Source organism: Pseudomonas ogarae (assembly GCF_014268695.2).
Taxonomy (GTDB): Bacteria; Pseudomonadota; Gammaproteobacteria; order Pseudomonadales; family Pseudomonadaceae; genus Aquipseudomonas; species Aquipseudomonas kilonensis.
This window is the reverse complement of the sequence record NZ_CP077086.1, coordinates 1,463,047-1,480,895: the sequence shown is the minus strand read 5'-3', so window position 1 is coordinate 1,480,895 and position 17,849 is coordinate 1,463,047. Positions and strand designations below refer to the sequence as shown.

Genomic DNA, 17,849 nt, shown 5'->3' with positions numbered 1-17,849 from the left:
GGTTCTTCATGGGGTAAAAATCTCCAACAGCCGTGGCGCGATAGCGTCCAGGGCAAGAATATGGGCGGCGGCGTCGATGGCGGCCGCCGCTTTGGGCATCCCGTACACCGCACTGCTGCGCTGGTCCTGGGCGATGGTCACATAGCCCTGCTGGCGCATGAGTTTAAGCCCTTGTGCACCGTCGCGGCCCATGCCGGTGAGCAATACGCCCACCGCGTCACCGCTCCAGTACTGGGCGACACTTTCAAAAAACACGTCGATGGAAGGCCGGTAGATCTCGTTCACCGGCTCAGCGGTGTAGGCCAGGGTGCCGTCCTTCAACAAACGCAGATGATGATTGGTCCCGGCCAGCAACACCGTGCCGCTCTGTGGCGTCTCGCCCTGCCGGGCCAGGCGCACCGTGTGGCCCGAGACACTGCCCAGCCACTCGGCCATGCCGGCGGCGAACACCTCGTCCACATGCTGGACCAGCACGATGGCCGGGGTAAAGTCTCGCGGCAGCGCCTTGAGCAGCACCTCCAGCGCCGCCGGCCCGCCCGCCGACGACCCGATGGCCACCAGGCTCTTGCGCGACACTGCCGCACGCTGCGCCGCCGGCGCGGGTCGCTCACGCTTGTTGCGCTCACCGATCAGCCAGCCGATGTTGGTGATCTTGCGCAACAGCGGCGCCGCCGCGTCTGCCGGGTTACCGACGCCCAGGGCCGGGGTATCGACCACATCCAGTGCGCCATGACCCATGGCCTCGAACACCCGGTGGACGTTCTGCTGGCTGTCACCCGTGACAATCACGATAGCGCATGGGCTGTCGGCCATGATCCGCCGGGTGGCCTCCACGCCATCCATGACGGGCATGAACAAGTCCATGAGGATCAGGTCCGGGGTGTATTCGGCGCAGCGCTGCACCGCCTCGGCCCCATTGGCCGCCACCCAGACCAGTTGATGCGCCGGCTCGAACGCCAGGGCGCGGCGCAGGGCTTCGACCGCCAGGGGCATGTCATTGACGATGGCGATCTTCAAGCGCGAGCCCCTCCGATCAACTCAACCACGGCGTCGAGCAAGGCGTCGTCGTGGAAACTCGCCTTGGCCAAATAATAGTCGGCCCCGGCGTCGAGACCACGACGACGATCTTCTTCGCGGTCCTTGTAGGACACCACCATCACCGGCAGCGACTGCAAGCGGTTGTCGCGCCGCAACAGCGATACCAGCTCGATGCCGTCCATGCGCGGCATGTCAATATCGGTGATCAGCAAGTCGAAATCCTCCGAGCGCAATGCATTCCAGCCATCCATGCCATCCACCGCCACCGCCACGTCGTAGCCGCGATTGAGCAACAACTTGCGTTGCAGCTCGCGCACGGTCAGGGAATCGTCCACCACCAGGATCCGCTTGCGCGGGGCCTGGGCCTGGTTCTGTCGGGCGATGCGTTCCAGGCGCCCGGTATCGAGCAACTTGTCCACCGAACGCAGCAGGTCTTCGACATCGACAATCAACACCACCGAGCCGTCGTCGAGCAAGGCCCCGGCGGAAATGTCCTGGACCTTGCCCAAGCGTTCGTCCAGGGGCAGGACCACCAGGGTCCGCTCGCCAATGAAGCGCTCCACCGCCACGCCGTAGATCGTCTCGCGCTCACGGATGACCACGACCTTGAGGGTCTGGCTGCCGTTCTGCGTCGCCGGGCGATTGAGCAACTGGCTGGCGGCGACCAAGCCGATATGCCGGCCTTCGTGCCAGAAATGCTGGCGACCTTCGACCTGGACGATGTCTTCCGGCGCCAGGTCGCACATGCGTTCGATGTGGGCCAGGGGAAAGGCGTACGCTTCATCGCCGACTTCCACCACCAGGCTGCGCACCACCGAAAGCGTCAGCGGCACCTCGAGGTGGAAGCGACTGCCCTCGCCCGCCGTCTGCTCCAGCACCACCGCACCGCGCAGTTGCCGGACCATGTGCTGGACAGCGTCCAGGCCGACGCCGCGCCCGGACACTTCGGTGACTTTGTCGCGCAGGCTGAAACCGGGCAGGAACAGGAAGGTCAGCAGCTCCTCTTCGCTCAGGCTGGCGGCGGTTTGCTCAGGGGAAAGGCCGCGCTCGACGATGCTGCGGCGCACCCGTTCCAGGTCCACCCCGGCGCCGTCGTCCGCCAGCTCCAACACCAACAGGCCAGCCTGATGGGAAGCCCGCAGGCGGATCAGGCCTTCGGCGGGCTTGCCGGCCAGCATTCGTTGCTCCGGGGTTTCGATGCCGTGGTCCACGGCGTTGCGCAGCAAGTGGGTCAGTGGCGCTTCAAGCTTTTCCAGCACATCGCGGTCGACCTGGGTTTTCTCGCCTTCAATCTCCAGGCGCACCTGTTTGCCCAGGCTGCGGCCCAGGTCACGGACCATGCGTGCCTGACCCGAAAGCACATCGGCGAACGGGCGCATGCGACAGGCCAGCGCCGTGTCGTACAGCACCTGCGCCCGCTGACTGGCCTGCCAGGCGAACTCATCCAGCTCGGCGGTTTTCTGCGCCAGCAATTGCTGGGTTTCGGCGAGCAAACGGCGAGCATCGCCAAGGGCTTCCTGGGCTTGCAGGCTCAGGGCGTGGTCCTTGAGGTGCACGTTCAGCTCTTCAAGGGCGCGCAGGCCAGTGCTTTGCTGGCGCTTGAGCCGCTGCATCGTCGCCAGCCAGGGCTTGAGGCGCTGGGTCTCCACCAGGGACTTGCTCGACAGATCGAGCAAACTGTTGAGGCGTTCGGCCGTGACCCGCAAGACCCGCTCGCCGCCTTCGGTGACCCGTTTGCGCTTGGGAGCCGGCTCCGTTGCCGCGGGCGGTTCCACGTCCGGCAGCTCAACGCGTAGCGGCTCGACCGGTGTTTCGACGCTCGGTGACGCCACTGCCGGGGCCTGTGGCGCGTTGGGATCAAGCAGCCGCCCCATCAACCCCACATAGGCGTCGATGTCCGGGGCACCGACGCTGTTGCCCGGGGTGGCGATGCGCGTCAGCAGGTCAGTACCTTGCAGCAAGGCATCAATGTGCTCAGCGCCCAGCACCAGCCGCCGCTCCTGGGCGCTGACCAGGCAATCTTCCATCACATGGGCCACGCTGACCCCGGCGTCTACCCCGACAATGCGCGCCGCGCCTTTGAGGGAATGCGCCGCGCGCATGCACGACTCCAGATAGTCGGCCTGGGTCGGATCGCGCTCCAGGGCCAGCAGGCCGGCACTCAAAACCTGGACCTGGGCTTCGGCTTCCAGGCTGAACAGCTCCAGCAACGAGGCGTCGCGCATCTGATCAGGGGTCATGACAGGCTCCGTGCCACGGCGGACAGCAGTTGTTCTTCATCCAGCCAGCGCAGGCTGCGGCCCTTGAAGGGCAGCACGCCACGGGTGTACTTGCCCGTCGATTGCGAAGCGCTCGCCAGGATGCGTTCATCGATGGCGTGGATGCCGTCCACCTCATCCACCGGCACCACCACCGGCCCGCCCTTGGCCGCGACAATCAACATGCGCGGCATGACCCGTGCGCCGGAAACCGCCGCCACGCCGGGCTCCAGGTCCAACAGTTCCACCAGCGACAGGCAGGCCACCAGCGCCCCGCGTACATTCGCCACGCCCAACAAGGCCCGCGAGCGCTGGTGGGGCAAGGAATGGATCGGCTGCAACGGCGCCACTTCCACCAGGCTGCGAGTGGTCAGGCCCAGCCATTCCTCGCCGAGGCGGAACATCAGCAGCGAACGCGTGACCACATCGGTGTCCACCGGGGCCAGGGACAAGTCCCGCTGATCCTGCGGCAAGGCATAACGGTCGAGCAGCCGGGTGGCGGCCGCCGAATACACCGAGCAATTGCGGCAGTGGATATGCTCGACCAACAACGGACAGGATTTGTCGCCATGCACGCCGATGCGATTCCAGCAGTCGTCGATAGCCTGGGCATCGTCATGGGTGACGGTGTAAGAAGCCGAACCGCTCATCGTTTGTGCTCACTGTCTGCCGCGCGCCCGCTACGGGCGGCGCGTTCCTGCAATCGACGGGCTCCAGCCGCGTCTCCCTGGGAAGCCAGCAGCGCCGCCAGATGCACCAGGGCCTCGGCGTGTTGCGGTTCAAGATAAAGCGCCTTGCGATAAAAACCCTGGGCTTCAAGGGCGCTGCCAGCCATGTCGCTGAGCAGACCCAACCAATAGAACACCTGGGCGTTTGGCGCGTGGCTGCGCAAGTAGGCCTCGCAAGCCACGCGGGCCTCGGCGCTTTTGCCACCGTTGGCCAGGGCGGCGATATTGGCCAGCAAGGTCGCGGCATCGCTGCTTTTGGGCTCGACAATCGGCGTCACGTTCGCCGCAAACGGCCGCGGCCGAATCACTGGCGCAACGACGCGGGGCGGAGGCTGACGAACCGGCAGCGGAGTCGGCATCAAGGCCGGCAACGGTTGTGGCTCGGGCGCCCCCTGGCGGCTGAAGGCGAACGATTGGGCGATCCCGATCGAGCGCATGCCCAGTCGGCCCAGCAAGCTGCCCTCGGCGGGGCCGATAAACAGCACACCGTCCTGATGGGTCAGGCGCTTGAGCACCTCGAACACCTGCTGTTGGGTCGGCTGGTCGAAATAGATCAACAGGTTGCGACAGAACACAAAATCGTAAGGTGCCTCGTTCACCAGCAAAGCCGGATCCAGCAGGTTACCCACTTGCAAACGCACCTGTTCGCGCACCCGCTCGCTGAGGTGGTAACCCTCGTCTTCGGCGTCGAAGTACCGCTCGCGAAAACCCAGTTCCGCGCCACGGAAGGAATTCCTGCCGTAACGCGCTTCCTTGGCCCGCGCCACCGACAGCGGGCTGACGTCCAGGCCGTCTACCTTGAACTGATGCGGTCCCAGGCCTGCGTCGAGCAAGGCCATGGCAATCGAATAAGGTTCTTCGCCGGTGGAACACGGCAGGCTGAGGATGCGCAGCGCGCGCAAATGCTTGATCTCGGCCAGGCGCTTGACGGCCAGCCTGGCGAGGGTCGCGAAGGATTCCGGGTAGCGGAAGAACCATGTCTCCGGGACGATCACCGCTTCGATCAGCGCCTGCTGCTCCTGGGCCGAATGCTGCAGGGCCAGCCAATATTCATCGGCGGTTCGCCCGGGCACGGCAATGATGCGCTGGCGCACGGCCCGCTCAATGATCGCGGTGCCAACGGAGGTCACATCCAGGCCGATGCGCTCCTTGAGGAAATCGAAAAAACGCTGATCGTTGTTCATGGCGTTGCCTCGAGGTCATCGAGGTTCAGCGGCGGCGCAGGAAACAACAGCGCCCGGACTGAATCGTCGAGCAGGTCATTGACCCGCACCCATTGCAGCAACCCCTGGGCATCTTCGCGTACTGGGCCAAGGTACGGCGCCTGCCGGTTGTCCAGGCCATAGGGTTTGAAATCGGCCGGGTCGCAGCGCACGGTGTCGGTCGCCTGTTCCAGGATCAACCCCAGCACTTGTCCCGTTTGTTGCGCGTCGCCCTGATAGCGCACCAGCACCAATCGCGTACTGGTCCGGGCCTGTGCGCTCTGGCCGAAGGTCAGGGCGCACAGGTCGATCACCGGCACCACCGTGCCGCGCCAGGCAAACACCCCCGCCACCCAGGACGGCGCCCGGGCAATCGGCTTGAGAGGCAGGCGCGGCAGCACTTCCACCACATCGATGGCCTGCAGGGCGTAACGTTCGTTGCCGATGCAGAACACCAGGAACAACGACTGGCGGGCCGTCGGTGCGGCGCCACGCCGGGTCTCGAGTTCGCCCATCAGACTTTGAAACGCGAGACGCCGCTGCGCAGTCCCACGGCGACCTGGCTCAGTTCGTCGATGGCGGAACTGGCCTGGCGCAGGGACTCCACGGTCTGGCTGCTGGCATCGCCCAGTTGCACCAAGGCGTGGTTGATCTGCTCGGCACCGGTGGCCTGGGCCTGCATGCCTTCGTTGACCATCAACACGCGCGGCGCCAGGGCCTGGACCTGATGGATGATCTGCGACAGTTGCTCACCCACCTGCTGCACTTCGGCCATGCCCCGACGCACTTCTTCGGAGAACTTGTCCATGCCCATCACACCGGCCGATACCGCGGACTGGATCTCGCGCACCATCTGCTCGATGTCATAGGTCGCCACGGCGGTCTGGTCGGCCAGGCGTCGTACTTCAGTGGCCACCACGGCAAAACCGCGACCGTACTCGCCGGCCTTTTCGGCCTCGATGGCCGCGTTGAGGGACAACAGGTTGGTCTGGTCGGCCACTTTGACGATGGTCACCACCACCTGGTTGATGTTGCCGGCCTTCTCGTTAAGGATCGCCAGCTTGGCGTTCACCAGGTCGGCGGCGCCCATCACCGAATGCATGGTTTCCTCCATGCGCGCCAGGCCTTGCTGGCCGGAGCCGGCGGCCACCGAAGCCTGGTCGGCGGCGGTGGACACTTCGGTCATGGTACGCACCAGGTCCCGGGAGGTGGCGGCGATTTCCCGGGACGTCGCGCCGATCTCGGTAGTGGTGGCGGCGGTTTCGGTGGCCGTGGCCTGCTGCTGGCGCGAGGTGGCGGCGATCTCGGTGACCGAGGTGGTGACCTGCACCGAAGAGCGCTGGGCCTGGGACACCAGCGAGGTCAGTTCGGCCATCATGTCGTTGAAGCCGGTTTCCACGGCACCAAATTCGTCTTTGCGCGCCAGGTTCAGGCGCCCGCTCAGGTCGCCGCTGCGCATGATCTCGAGAATCTCGACGATACGGTTCATCGGCCCCATGATCGCCCGCATCAACAACAGCCCGCACAGCACGGCGATGATCAGCGCGACCAGTAACGACAGGCCCATGGCGATCTTGGCCGCCGTGACCGCATCGCCAATGGTCAGGGTGGCGTTTTCCGCCAGCTCGCGATTGCGCTCGATGATCTGGTTCAAGTGCCCGCGGCCGTCGAGCCACGCCGTCGTCAGCTCTGTGTTCAGCGCCCGTCGCGCCCCTTCGTAATCCTTGCGCTGATACAGGTCCAGGACCTTCGCCAGGGCCTTGTTGAAGTCCTGGTGGTTGACCTCGAACTCATCGAAAGAGACTTGGTCTGCGGGGTTCTGGATCAGTTTTTGATAGTTCTGTATTTCTTCGCGCAGGTGCTGCTCGAAGCCCTGGTAGCGGGCCTTGTCCTCGGCGGTAATTTCCCGGTTGCCCGAAAGGCCGACGATTTGTTGGGTCAAGACGTAGCTGTCAACCCAGCCGCCGCGAATCATGGAACTGAAATACACCCCCGGCACAGCATCGACCCGGACGTTTTCTTCACTGTCCTGGATCTTCAACAACCGTGAATACGAGACAACCACCATCAGCAGCATAATGGCGATGATCACCGCAAAACTCGCCAGGATGCGTTGGCGCAATGTCCAATTCTTCACAGTAAAACCTCGGGCACTTGAAATGCTGGGCAGTATAGCCGAGGGCGGCGCCGGGCCAGTATGGCGGCGTGAGGGGATTTTGACGAAGGCGAGGCTCGTAGTTCTCTCAAGATGAGCAATGCCTCCTGTGGGAGCGAGCTTGCTCGCGATAGCGGAGTGTCAGGCAACGAAGCTGTGACTGATCGAGCCCCATCGCGAGCAAGCTCGCTCCCACAGGAAATGCGTTGGACACAGAAGTATCAGACGACACAAAACCACTGTGGGAGTTAGGTTGGGACTGATCTATACAGTCGCCTGGCGTACCTGTTTCTCCAACTCCACCTTCAACCCTGGCTCCAGTTTGAGTTGGCGCGCCAGTTCGTCGAGGTAGGACTTCTCCATGAAGTTTTCCTCGTCCACCAGCATCACGCTGGCGATGTACATTTCCGCCGCGATTTCCGGGGTGCTGGCGGCACGGGCGACGTCGGTGGGGTCCAGGGGTTTGTTGAGTTCGGCGTGCAGCCAGTGTTGCAGTTCCTGGTCGTTGTCGAGCTTGGTGAACTCGCCTTCGATCAACTGCCGCTCGCGCTCGTCCACATGGCCATCGGCCTTGGCCGCTGCCACCAGCGCCTTGAGGATCGCCTGGCTATGCTGCTCGACCTGCGCCGGGGGTACACGGTCGAGGGTCTGCGGTTCGGTTTTCGGCGCGGTGCCCTGCTGGGCCTGCCAGTTGCCGTAGGCCTTGTAGGCGATCACGCCCAAGGCCGCGAGGCCACCATAGGCCAGGGCCTTGCCGCCGAAGCTGCGGGCTTTCTTGTTGCCCAGCAACAGGCCCATGGCCCCGGCGGCCAGTGCCCCGCCGCCCGCGCCGGAAAGCATCCCGCCCAAGTTGCCGGAGCCACCGAGCAACCCGCCCAGACCGCCGGACGACTTGCCTTGGGAGCCGCCAGCCTTGTTCTGCAACATTTCCTGGCCGGACTTGAGAAGCTGATCGAGCAATCCACGGGTGTTCATTTGTTGTCTCCACATTTCGGGTCAACGTAAGGCCCCCAGCCTAGATCGAAAGTGCCCCGGCGCCTCGGGCGAGATTGCTTCCAGATGTTGCTTGGCGCCTTCAGCGAAGCGCTCACCTACCCTTCTAAAAAAACGATATACACTCCAGCACATCGATAAAACCGCCCACTGGGTATTCGACCATGATGACCCTGCGTCAGATCCGCCATTTCATCGCCGTGGCTGAAACCGGCTCCATCTCTGCCGCTGCGCAAACGGCATTCATTTCCCAGTCCACTTTGACACTGGCCATCCAGCAACTGGAGCAGGAAATCGGCGTCAGCCTGTTCAACCGTCACGCCAAGGGCATGACCCTGACCCACCAGGGCCACCAATTCCTGCGCCAGGCCCACCTGATCCTGGCCACCGTCGACAACGCCAAGCGCAGCCTGCAACAAAGCACCGACCAGGTCGCCGGCCAAGTCACCATCGGCGTCACCAGCCTGGTCGCCGGCTATTACCTGGCGGACCTGCTGACCCGTTTCCAGCGCGCCTATCCCAACGTGGAGATCCGGGTGATGGAGGACGAGCGACCGTACATCGAGCATTTGCTGGTCAGCGGCGAAATCGACGTCGGGGTGTTGATCCTGTCCAACCTGGAAGACCGCCACGCCTTGCAGACCGAAGTCCTGACGCATTCGCCACACCGCCTGTGGCTGCCGGCGCAGCACCCGCTGCTGGAGCACGACAGCATCAACCTGGCCGACGTGGCCCACGAGCCGCTGATCCAGCTGAACGTCGATGAAATGGACCGCAACGCCCAACGCCTGTGGCGTGGTGCCGGCCTGCAACCCAGGATCACCCTGCGCACTGCCTCGACCGAAGCGGTGCGCAGCCTGGTGGCAGCAGGCTTGGGGGTGTCGATCCAGCCAGACATGACCTACCGCCCCTGGTCGCTGGAAGGCGACATCATCGAAGCGCGACCGATTGCCGACCTCAACCAGACCCTCGACGTCGGCCTGGCCTGGCGCCGGGGCACGGCACGGCCGGCGTCGGTCGACCCGTTCCTGGCCGTCGCCCGGGAACAGCCCCATGGCGGGCGCAAGCCATCTATTTAATCGAACGCAGCCTTGAGTATTTCGAATTTGTCAGCCCTGCGGCCGAGCACTAGTCTTGCTGAGCCCCAACAATCCATTGTGGGAGCGAGCTTGCTCGCGATAGCGGTGTGACAGGCAACATTAATTCGACTGATACACCGCTATCGCGAGCAAGCTCGCTCCCACAGGTTCTTTGTTTCAACTGAGACCTATAAAAAATGGCTGGCACGCAAACCCCGTTGTGCACCGCGTTGCTGATCGACGGGGAACTCGTTCCCGGTGAAGGCATTGTCGAGCCGATCCTCAACCCGGCCACCGGCGAAGTGCTGGCTCACATCGCCGAGGCCAGTACCGAGCAGGTCGAAGCCGCGATCCTCGCCGCCCATCAGGCCTTCGACGGCTGGTCGCGCACCACGCCGCAACAACGCTCGAACCTGCTGCTGGACATCGCCAGCGCCATCGAAAAGAACGCCGATGAGCTGGCCCGCCTCGAATCCCTGAACTGCGGCAAGCCGCTGCACCTGGCGCGCCAGGACGACCTCAGTGCGACGGTGGATGTATTCCGTTTCTTCGCCGGCGCCGTGCGCTGCCAGACCGGTCAGCTCAGTGGCGAATACCTGCCCGGCTACACCAGCATGGTGCGCCGCGACCCGATTGGCGTGGTGGCGTCCATTGCGCCGTGGAATTACCCGATCATGATGGCCGCGTGGAAAATCGCCCCGGCCCTGGCCGCTGGCAATACGCTGGTGTTCAAGCCGTCGGAACACACACCGCTGTCGATCCTGGCCCTGGCGCCGACACTGGCCCGGATCCTGCCACGAGGCGTCATCAATATCCTCTGCGGAGGCGGCGAAGGTGTGGGCAGCCATCTGGTCAGCCATCCCAAGGTGCGCATGGTCTCGCTGACCGGCGATATCGTCACCGGGCAGAAGATCCTCCAGGCAGCAGCGAAAACCCTCAAGCGCACACACCTGGAGCTGGGCGGCAAGGCGCCAGTGATCGTGTGCAACGACGCCGACATCCAGGCCGTGGTCGAAGGCGTACGCACCTACGGCTATTACAACGCTGGGCAGGATTGCACGGCGGCGTGTCGGATCTACGCCCAAGGCGCAATTCACGACCGTCTGGTGGCCGAACTCGGCGCGGCCGTCAGCAGCCTGCGCTTTGCCGGCAAGCGCGACGCCGACAATGAGATCGGCCCGCTGATCAGCACCCGTCAGCGCGACCGCGTGGCCAGTTTTGTCGAACGCGCCCTCGGCCAGCCACACATAGAACGCATTACCGGCGCGGCGGTGCATTCCGGCGCCGGTTTCTACTACCAGCCCACGCTGCTGGCCGGCTGCAAGCAAAGCGATGAAATCGTCCAGCGCGAAGTATTCGGCCCGGTCGTCACCGTGACCCGCTTCGACGAACTCAGCCAGGCGGTGGACTGGGCCAACGACTCCGAATACGGCCTGGCGTCCTCGGTATGGACCCAGAACCTGGACAAGGCCATGCAGGTGGCGGCACGCCTGCAATACGGCTGCACCTGGATCAACAGCCATTTCATGCTGGTCAGCGAAATGCCCCACGGCGGCCTGAAACGTTCGGGCTACGGCAAAGACCTGTCCAGCGATTCGCTCCAGGACTACAGCGTGGTGCGCCACATCATGGCCCGCCACGGCCAGCATCTGTAGATAACAGCACTACTCTAATAACAGGCCATCCATGGCGCTTCACCCTGTTCGAACACTGCCCCGACCATAATTAAAGCAAGAGGGATTTCCATGTACGCGCACAAGACCGTATTGCTCAGCGCAATCACCACGGCGCTGCTGACCAGCGTCAGCCTCCAGGCCGCCGAACCGCTCAAGGCCGTCGGCGCCGGCGAGGGCCAACTGGATATCGTCGCCTGGCCGGGTTACATCGAACGCGGCGAAAGCGACAAGGCCTACGATTGGGTCAGCGGTTTCGAGAAGGAAACCGGTTGCAAGGTCAATGTGAAAACCGCCGCCACCTCCGACGAAATGGTCAGCCTGATGACCAAGGGTGGCTACGACCTGGTCACCGCCTCGGGCGACGCCTCGTTGCGGCTGATTGCCGGCAAGCGTGTGCAGCCGATCAACACCGCACTGATCAGCAACTGGAAAAACCTCGACCCGCGCCTCAAGGATGCGCCGTGGTACGTGGTCAACCAGCAGACCTATGGCACCCCGTACCAGTGGGGCCCGAACGTGCTGATGTACAACACCGATGTATTCAAGCAGGCGCCCACCAGTTGGAGCGTACTGTTCAGCGCCCAGGATTTACCCGACGGCAAGCCGAACAAGGGGCGCGTGCAAGCCTACGATGGCCCGATCTACATCGCCGACGCGGCGCTGTACCTCAAGACCGCCAAGCCTGAGCTGGGCATCAAGGACCCGTACCAACTCGACGAAGCCCAGTACAAGGCTGTGTTGGAATTGCTGCGGGCCCAGCAACCGCTGATCCACCGCTACTGGCACGACACCACCGTGCAGATGAGCGATTTCAAGAACGAAGGCGTGGTGGCATCCGGCGCCTGGCCGTATCAGGTCAACGGCCTGATGAACGAGAAGCAACCGATCGCCTCGACCATTCCGAAGGAAGGCGCCACCGGTTGGGCCGACACCACGATGCTGCACGCCGAGGCCAAGCACCCCAACTGCGCGTACAAGTGGATGGACTGGTCGCTGCAACCGAAAGTCCAGGGTGACGTGGCCGCGTGGTTCGGCTCGTTGCCGGCGGTGCCTGCGGCGTGCAAGGGCAGCGAGCTGCTGGGCGCCGAGGGCTGCAAGACCAACGGTTTCGATCAGTTCGACAAGATCGCCTTCTGGAAAACCCCACAGGCCGAGGGCGGCAAGTTCGTGCCGTACAGCCGCTGGACCCAGGACTACATTGCGATCATGGGCGGGCGGTAAGGCCCTCAGTCGGCGAAAAACTGGAGCTGAGCACCGCTCTTGTGTGGGAGCAAGGCTTGCCCGCGATGAAAATGACGCGGTCTCTCGGGGAGCCGAGGCGCCTGTATCGCGAGCAAGCTTTGCTCCCACAGCACTGCTCCCAAAGGTTTGGTGCACGGCAACCCACCCACGATCCAATAGAAATCGCGCTTTTTGGAGCCCCGCACCATGACGCTTGCAGTCCAATTCACCCAGGTATCCCGTCAATTTGGCGAAGTGAAAGCCGTTGACCGGGTTTGCATCGACATCCAGGACGGCGAGTTCTTTTCCATGCTGGGCCCGTCCGGCTCGGGCAAGACCACCTGCCTGCGACTGATCGCCGGGTTCGAACAACCCAGTGCCGGCTCGATCCGCATCCATGGCGAAGAGGCCACCGGGCTTGCGCCGTACCAGCGGGACGTCAACACGGTGTTCCAGGATTACGCCCTCTTCCCCCATATGAACGTGCGCGACAACGTGGCTTACGGCCTGAAAGTCAAAGGCGTTGCCAAGGCCGAGCGCATCAAGCGCGCTGACGAAGCGCTGGAGATGGTTGCCCTGGGCGGCTACGGCGAGCGCAAGCCGGTGCAGCTCTCCGGCGGCCAGCGTCAACGGGTGGCCCTGGCCCGCGCGTTGGTCAATCGCCCGCGAGTGTTGCTGCTCGATGAACCCTTGGGCGCCCTCGACCTGAAGCTGCGTGAACAGATGCAGGGCGAATTGAAGAAGCTGCAACGCCAGCTGGGCATCACCTTCATTTTCGTCACCCACGACCAGACCGAGGCGCTGTCGATGTCCGACCGTGTCGCGGTGTTCAACAAGGGCCGCATCGAACAGGTCGATACCCCACGCAACCTGTACATGAAGCCGGCGACCACCTTCGTCGCTGAATTCGTCGGCACCTCCAACGTGATCCGTGGCGAGCTGGCCCGGGAACTGAGCGGTTATCCACAGCCGTTCTCGATTCGCCCGGAACACGTGCGTTTCGCCGAGGGACCGTTGGCCAGTGGCGAAATCGAAGTCCACGGCCTGCTGCACGACATCCAGTACCAGGGCAGCGCCACGCGCTACGAGTTGAAACTTGCCAACGGCCAGACCCTGAACCTCAGCCAGGCCAACACCCAGTGGCTCGACAACACAGCCCAGCACCAGACCGGCCAGCACCTGAGCGTACGCTGGGCGCGGGAGGCGATGGTCGCGCTGCACGACACCGTCAGCGGCGAGGTGTGAGATGAACACCCTGGCCATCGCTCAAACGCCCACGCCCGGTTCACCGTTGCGACGCTTTTCCAACCTGCTGTACCGGCGCCCCAACCTGTACCTGTCGATGTTGCTGGTGCCGCCGCTGCTCTGGTTCGGCGCGATCTACCTGGGCTCGCTGCTGACCTTGTTGTGGCAGGGTTTCTACACCTTCGACGACTTCACCATGGCGGTCACGCCGGACCTGACACTGGCGAATTTCGCGGCGCTGTTCCAACCGTCGAACTTCGACATCATTTTGCGCACCCTGAGCATGGCGATAGCGGTGTCCATCGCCAGCGCCATCGTCGCGTTCCCGATTGCCTACTACATGGCGCGCTACACCAGTGGCAAGACCAAGGCGTTTTTCTACATCGCGGTGATGCTGCCGATGTGGGCCAGCTATATCGTCAAGGCCTATGCCTGGACGCTGCTGCTGGCCAAGGGTGGCGTGGCGCAATGGTTCGTCCAGCACCTGGGCCTGGGGCCGGTGTTGCAGTTCGTGCTGGGGATCCCGGGCGTGGGTGGCAGCACCTTGTCCACCTCACACCTGGGCCGGTTCCTGGTATTCGTCTACATCTGGCTGCCGTTCATGATCCTGCCGATCCAGGCGTCCCTGGAGCGCCTGCCGCCATCGCTGCTGCAAGCCTCGGCCGACCTGGGCGCCAGGCCACACCAGACGTTCATGCAGGTGATCCTGCCGCTGTCGATCCCCGGCATTGCCGCCGGCTCGATCTTCACCTTCTCGCTGACCCTGGGGGATTTCATCGTGCCCCAGTTGGTGGGCCCGCCGGGCTACTTCGTCGGCAGCATGGTCTACGCCCAGCAAGGCGCCATCGGCAACATGCCCATGGCCGCGGCGTTCACCCTGGTGCCCATCGTGCTGATCGCGATCTATTTATCCATCGTCAAGCGACTGGGAGCTTTCGATGCACTCTGACTCTCAAGACCGGGCCTCGTGGGGCTTGCGGATCGCGGCGTGGGGCGGGCTGGTGTTCCTGCACTTCCCGATCCTGATCATCTTCCTCTACGCCTTCAATACCGAGGACGCCGCGTTCAGCTTCCCGCCCAAGGGCCTGACCCTGAAGTGGTTCAGCGTCGCCTTCTCGCGCCCGGATGTGCTGGAGGCGATCAAGCTGTCGTTGCAGGTCGCGGCCATCGCCACGCTGATCGCCATGGTGCTGGGCACCCTGGCCTCAGCGGCGCTGTACCGTCGGGATTTCTTCGGCAAGCAAGGCATTTCGCTGATGCTGATCCTGCCGATTGCCTTGCCGGGCATCATCACTGGCATCGCGCTGCTGGCGACCTTCAAGACCCTGGGCATCGAGCCAGGGATGTTCACCATCGTCGTCGGCCATGCAACCTTCTGCGTGGTGATCGTCTACAACAACGTCATCGCCCGCCTGCGCCGCACCTCCCACAGCCTGATCGAGGCGTCGATGGACCTGGGCGCCGACGGCTGGCAGACCTTTCGCTACATCATCTTGCCCAACCTGGGGTCGGCACTGTTGGCCGGTGGGATGCTGGCGTTTGCGCTGTCATTCGACGAGATCATCGTCACCACCTTCACCGCCGGCCACGAACGCACCTTGCCGCTATGGCTGCTCAACCAACTCAGCCGCCCGCGCGATGTGCCAGTGACCAACGTGGTGGCGATGCTGGTGATGATGGTCACGATGGTGCCGATATTGGGCGCGTATTACCTGACCCGTGGCGGTGAGAGCGTGGCCGGTAGCGGCGGGAAGTAGAAGGGCTTTTTGTGGGAGCGAGCTTGCTCGCGATGACTGACAAACACTCAACACAGATGTCGACTGTAAGACCGCTATCGCGAGCAAGCTCGCTCCCACAGGGATCGGTTCCAGCAGACACAGAACTGCTTCGATGAGGACAATGCTATGCAAACCAAACTGCTGATCAACGGCCATCTGGTGAACGGCGAAGGCCCTGGCCAGGCGGTGTTCAACCCATCGCTGGGCCGGGTGCTGGTGGAGATCAATGAAGCCAGCGAAGCTCAGGTCGATGCCGCCGTGCGCGCCGCCGATGCTGCCTTCGAGGCCTGGTCGCAAGTGCCGCCCAAGGACCGTTCGCTGTTGCTGCTCAAGCTGGCCGATGCCATCGAAGCCCATGGCGAAGAACTGGCGAAGCTGGAGTCGGACAACTGCGGCAAACCCTTGAGTGCCGCGCTGAATGACGAGATCCCGGCGATTGCCGACGTGTTCCGCTTCTTTGCCGGCGCCAGCCGCTGCATGAGTGGTTCGGCGGGCGGCGAATACCTGCCAGGGCACACCTCGATGATCCGTCGCGACCCGGTGGGCGTCATCGCCTCCATCGCGCCGTGGAACTACCCGCTGATGATGGTCGCCTGGAAAATCGCCCCGGCCCTGGCGGCCGGTAATACCGTGGTGCTCAAGCCGTCGGAGCAGACCCCGCTGACGGCGCTGCGCCTGGCAGAACTGGCGTCGGAGATTTTCCCCGCCGGCGTACTCAACGTGATCTTCGGCCGTGGGCCAACCGTCGGCAACCCGCTGGTCACCCACCCGAAAGTACGCATGGTGTCGCTGACCGGCTCCATCGCCACGGGCTCGAACATCATTTCCAGCACATCCGACAGCGTCAAACGCATGCACATGGAACTGGGCGGCAAGGCTCCGGTGATCATTTTCGACGACGCTGACATTGACGCCGCCGTGGAGGGCATCCGCACCTTCGGTTTCTACAACGCCGGCCAGGACTGCACCGCCGCCTGCCGCATCTATGCCCAGCAAGGCATCTACGACCAGTTCGTCGAGAAACTTGGCGCCGCGGTGGGCAGCATCAAGTACGGCCTGCAAACCGCGCCAGACACCGAGATGGGCCCGCTGATCACCGCCCAGCACCGCGACCGCGTGGCCGGTTTTGTCGAACGGGCCATTGCCCAGCCGCATATTCGCCTGATCACTGGCGGCAAGGCCGTGGACGGCAATGGGTTCTTCTTCGAGCCGACGGTGCTGGCCGACGCCCAGCAGGATGACGAAATCGTCCGCCGGGAAGTCTTCGGGCCAGTGGTGTCCGTCACACCCTTCGTCGACGAGGCACAAGTGCTGGCCTGGGCCAACGATTCCGACTACGGCCTGGCCTCATCGGTATGGACCACCGACATCGGCCGAGCCCATCGCCTGTCGGCACGCCTGCAATACGGCTGCACCTGGGTGAACACGCACTTCATGCTCGTCAGCGAAATGCCCCATGGCGGCCAGAAACGTTCCGGCTATGGCAAGGACATGTCCATGTATGGGCTGGAGGATTACACGGTGGTGCGGCATGTGATGTTCAAGCATTGACGACAAGACAACCTTGGCAACACATGCTCGCGCTTGCCCTGCGTTCGTCCTGCCAAGGTTTTCGTCGATCGGTGCACGCTCGCCGGTTGACGGAAATCCTGGCAGCACCTAGGGTGTCTACAACGTATACACCTTGGAGATCAGCCATGGCCTCGCCCGTCTTGTCCTTTCGTGTGGAAGAAGGTCTGGCCCAACAGCTGGATTTGCTGGCCGCGGCCACCGACCGCGACCGTCAGTATCACCTCAAGCGTGCACTGGTCCGATATGTGGAAGCCGAATCCTGGCATCTGCAAGCCATCAGCGAAGGCATAGCCGATGCCGACGCTGGAAACCTGACCGATCTGGACGCCGTAAAGGCTAAGTGGGCAAAGCGTGCCGAGCATCGTACTGACCGCCAAAGCACAGAGTGACCTCGACTCGATCCACGAACATTACCAAAGCGCTATCGGCGCGGAAGGCGCCGATGCTGTCATCAGTGCCATCCTGGAGACACTGCGCCAACTGCAACGCTTTCCCGGCTCGGGGCGTCCGTCAGTCGCTCCTGATATTCGAGAGCTGGTACTGACGCGCTACCCATTCGTAGCCCCCTACCGGCTCAAGCATGGACAACTGCAGGTCCTGCGGATACTGCACCAGCGCACCGAACGCCTCCAGGACTAGTCGGTGGAGTGATGTCGGCCGGTGCTCCCCGCCCCGGCCGCTCACCTGCGCCACGCTTCAAAACCGCGAAACACTGCGCATCGCATCCACCAGATAGCGCATGGCGATGCGGTCGTTTTCCGACAACTCCCGATAGCGCTCCACCAGTCTCAATTCTTCCAGGCTGAGCCGGCGTGTCCTGCGCGGGTTGGTCAGGCCTGGAAAGATCCCCAGCATTTCGGTAATGCCCTGTATTTTTGTCATGAGTTGTCCTTCTTTACGTCGA

Annotated in this window: 17 protein-coding genes; 9 read left to right on the top strand and 8 right to left on the bottom strand. The window is 63.5% G+C overall.

Annotation, left to right across the window (positions count from 1 at the left end; all coding sequences use genetic code 11):
* Positions 1–6: 6 nt before the first annotated feature.
* From HU749_RS06345 to HU749_RS06315, 7 genes are all read right to left on the bottom strand, one after another.
* Positions 7–1,017, bottom strand: a complete 1,011-nt coding sequence (locus HU749_RS06345; RefSeq protein WP_186649976.1) for a chemotaxis response regulator protein-glutamate methylesterase — start codon at positions 1,015–1,017, stop codon at positions 7–9.
* Complete coding sequence (locus tag HU749_RS06340) at positions 1,014–3,278, bottom strand: hybrid sensor histidine kinase/response regulator (RefSeq protein WP_186649979.1); 2,265 nt, start codon at positions 3,276–3,278, stop codon at positions 1,014–1,016. The genes HU749_RS06345 and HU749_RS06340 overlap by 4 nt, the downstream gene beginning before the upstream one ends.
* Entirely contained in the window at positions 3,275–3,946 is a 672-nt protein-coding gene (locus HU749_RS06335; RefSeq protein WP_046065336.1) for a chemotaxis protein CheW, read from the bottom strand. The genes HU749_RS06340 and HU749_RS06335 overlap by 4 nt, the downstream gene beginning before the upstream one ends.
* Positions 3,943–5,208 carry a CheR family methyltransferase gene (locus HU749_RS06330; protein WP_186649982.1) on the bottom strand — a complete coding sequence of 422 codons (1,266 nt, stop codon included), beginning with the start codon at positions 5,206–5,208 and terminating at the stop codon, positions 3,943–3,945. Before HU749_RS06330 ends, HU749_RS06335 begins: the two co-directional genes overlap by 4 nt.
* Positions 5,205–5,741: a chemotaxis protein CheW gene (locus HU749_RS06325; protein WP_046065338.1), complete on the bottom strand. Its 537-nt coding sequence runs from the start codon at positions 5,739–5,741 to the stop codon at positions 5,205–5,207. The genes HU749_RS06330 and HU749_RS06325 overlap by 4 nt, the downstream gene beginning before the upstream one ends.
* Complete coding sequence (locus HU749_RS06320) at positions 5,741–7,363, bottom strand: methyl-accepting chemotaxis protein (protein WP_046065339.1); 1,623 nt, start codon at positions 7,361–7,363, stop codon at positions 5,741–5,743. Before HU749_RS06320 ends, HU749_RS06325 begins: the two co-directional genes overlap by 1 nt.
* 282 nt (positions 7,364–7,645) lie before the next feature.
* Positions 7,646–8,356 carry a tellurite resistance TerB family protein gene (locus HU749_RS06315; protein WP_046065340.1) on the bottom strand — a complete coding sequence of 237 codons (711 nt, stop codon included), beginning with the start codon at positions 8,354–8,356 and terminating at the stop codon, positions 7,646–7,648.
* A 182-nt stretch (positions 8,357–8,538) separates the two neighbouring features.
* Here HU749_RS06315 and HU749_RS06310 point away from each other — a divergent pair, with 182 nt between their 5' ends.
* The 9 genes from HU749_RS06310 (at position 8,539) to HU749_RS06270 (ending at position 17,584) form a co-directional block, all read left to right on the top strand.
* On the top strand, positions 8,539–9,453 hold the full coding sequence (locus HU749_RS06310; protein ID WP_095963314.1) for a LysR family transcriptional regulator: 915 nt from the start codon (positions 8,539–8,541) through the stop codon (positions 9,451–9,453).
* A gap of 197 nt (positions 9,454–9,650) precedes the next feature.
* Positions 9,651–11,108 carry a gamma-aminobutyraldehyde dehydrogenase gene (locus tag HU749_RS06305; protein WP_095963313.1) on the top strand — a complete coding sequence of 486 codons (1,458 nt, stop codon included), beginning with the start codon at positions 9,651–9,653 and terminating at the stop codon, positions 11,106–11,108.
* Between the two features lie 90 nt (positions 11,109–11,198).
* A complete protein-coding gene (gene ydcS / locus HU749_RS06300; protein WP_186649984.1) occupies positions 11,199–12,350 on the top strand; it encodes a putative ABC transporter substrate-binding protein YdcS in 1,152 nt (383 codons plus the stop codon).
* Positions 12,351–12,557: 207 nt separating this feature from the next.
* Positions 12,558–13,595, top strand: a complete 1,038-nt coding sequence (locus tag HU749_RS06295; RefSeq protein WP_018611080.1) for an ABC transporter ATP-binding protein — start codon at positions 12,558–12,560, stop codon at positions 13,593–13,595.
* 1 nt (position 13,596) lies between these two features.
* Complete coding sequence (locus HU749_RS06290; RefSeq protein ID WP_014336741.1) at positions 13,597–14,544, top strand: ABC transporter permease; 948 nt, start codon at positions 13,597–13,599, stop codon at positions 14,542–14,544.
* Positions 14,534–15,352: an ABC transporter permease gene (locus HU749_RS06285; RefSeq protein ID WP_041475751.1), complete on the top strand. Its 819-nt coding sequence runs from the start codon at positions 14,534–14,536 to the stop codon at positions 15,350–15,352. Before HU749_RS06290 ends, HU749_RS06285 begins: the two co-directional genes overlap by 11 nt.
* Before the next feature lie 147 nt (positions 15,353–15,499).
* Entirely contained in the window at positions 15,500–16,924 is a 1,425-nt protein-coding gene (locus HU749_RS06280; protein ID WP_046065345.1) for a gamma-aminobutyraldehyde dehydrogenase, read from the top strand.
* A 146-nt stretch (positions 16,925–17,070) separates the two neighbouring features.
* Positions 17,071–17,334 (top strand): CopG family ribbon-helix-helix protein, encoded by a 264-nt coding sequence (locus tag HU749_RS06275; RefSeq protein ID WP_003198119.1) that lies wholly within the window; start codon positions 17,071–17,073, stop codon positions 17,332–17,334.
* The gene (locus HU749_RS06270; protein WP_186649986.1) at positions 17,297–17,584 is read left to right on the top strand and encodes a type II toxin-antitoxin system RelE/ParE family toxin; all 288 of its coding nucleotides are present in this window, start codon (positions 17,297–17,299) and stop codon (positions 17,582–17,584) included. The genes HU749_RS06275 and HU749_RS06270 overlap by 38 nt, the downstream gene beginning before the upstream one ends.
* A 57-nt stretch (positions 17,585–17,641) precedes the next feature.
* Here the strand turns inward: HU749_RS06270 and HU749_RS06265 are convergent, their stop codons facing one another.
* A complete protein-coding gene (locus tag HU749_RS06265) occupies positions 17,642–17,827 on the bottom strand; it encodes a hypothetical protein (RefSeq protein WP_003198116.1) in 186 nt (61 codons plus the stop codon).
* Positions 17,828–17,849: the final 22 nt, after the last annotated feature.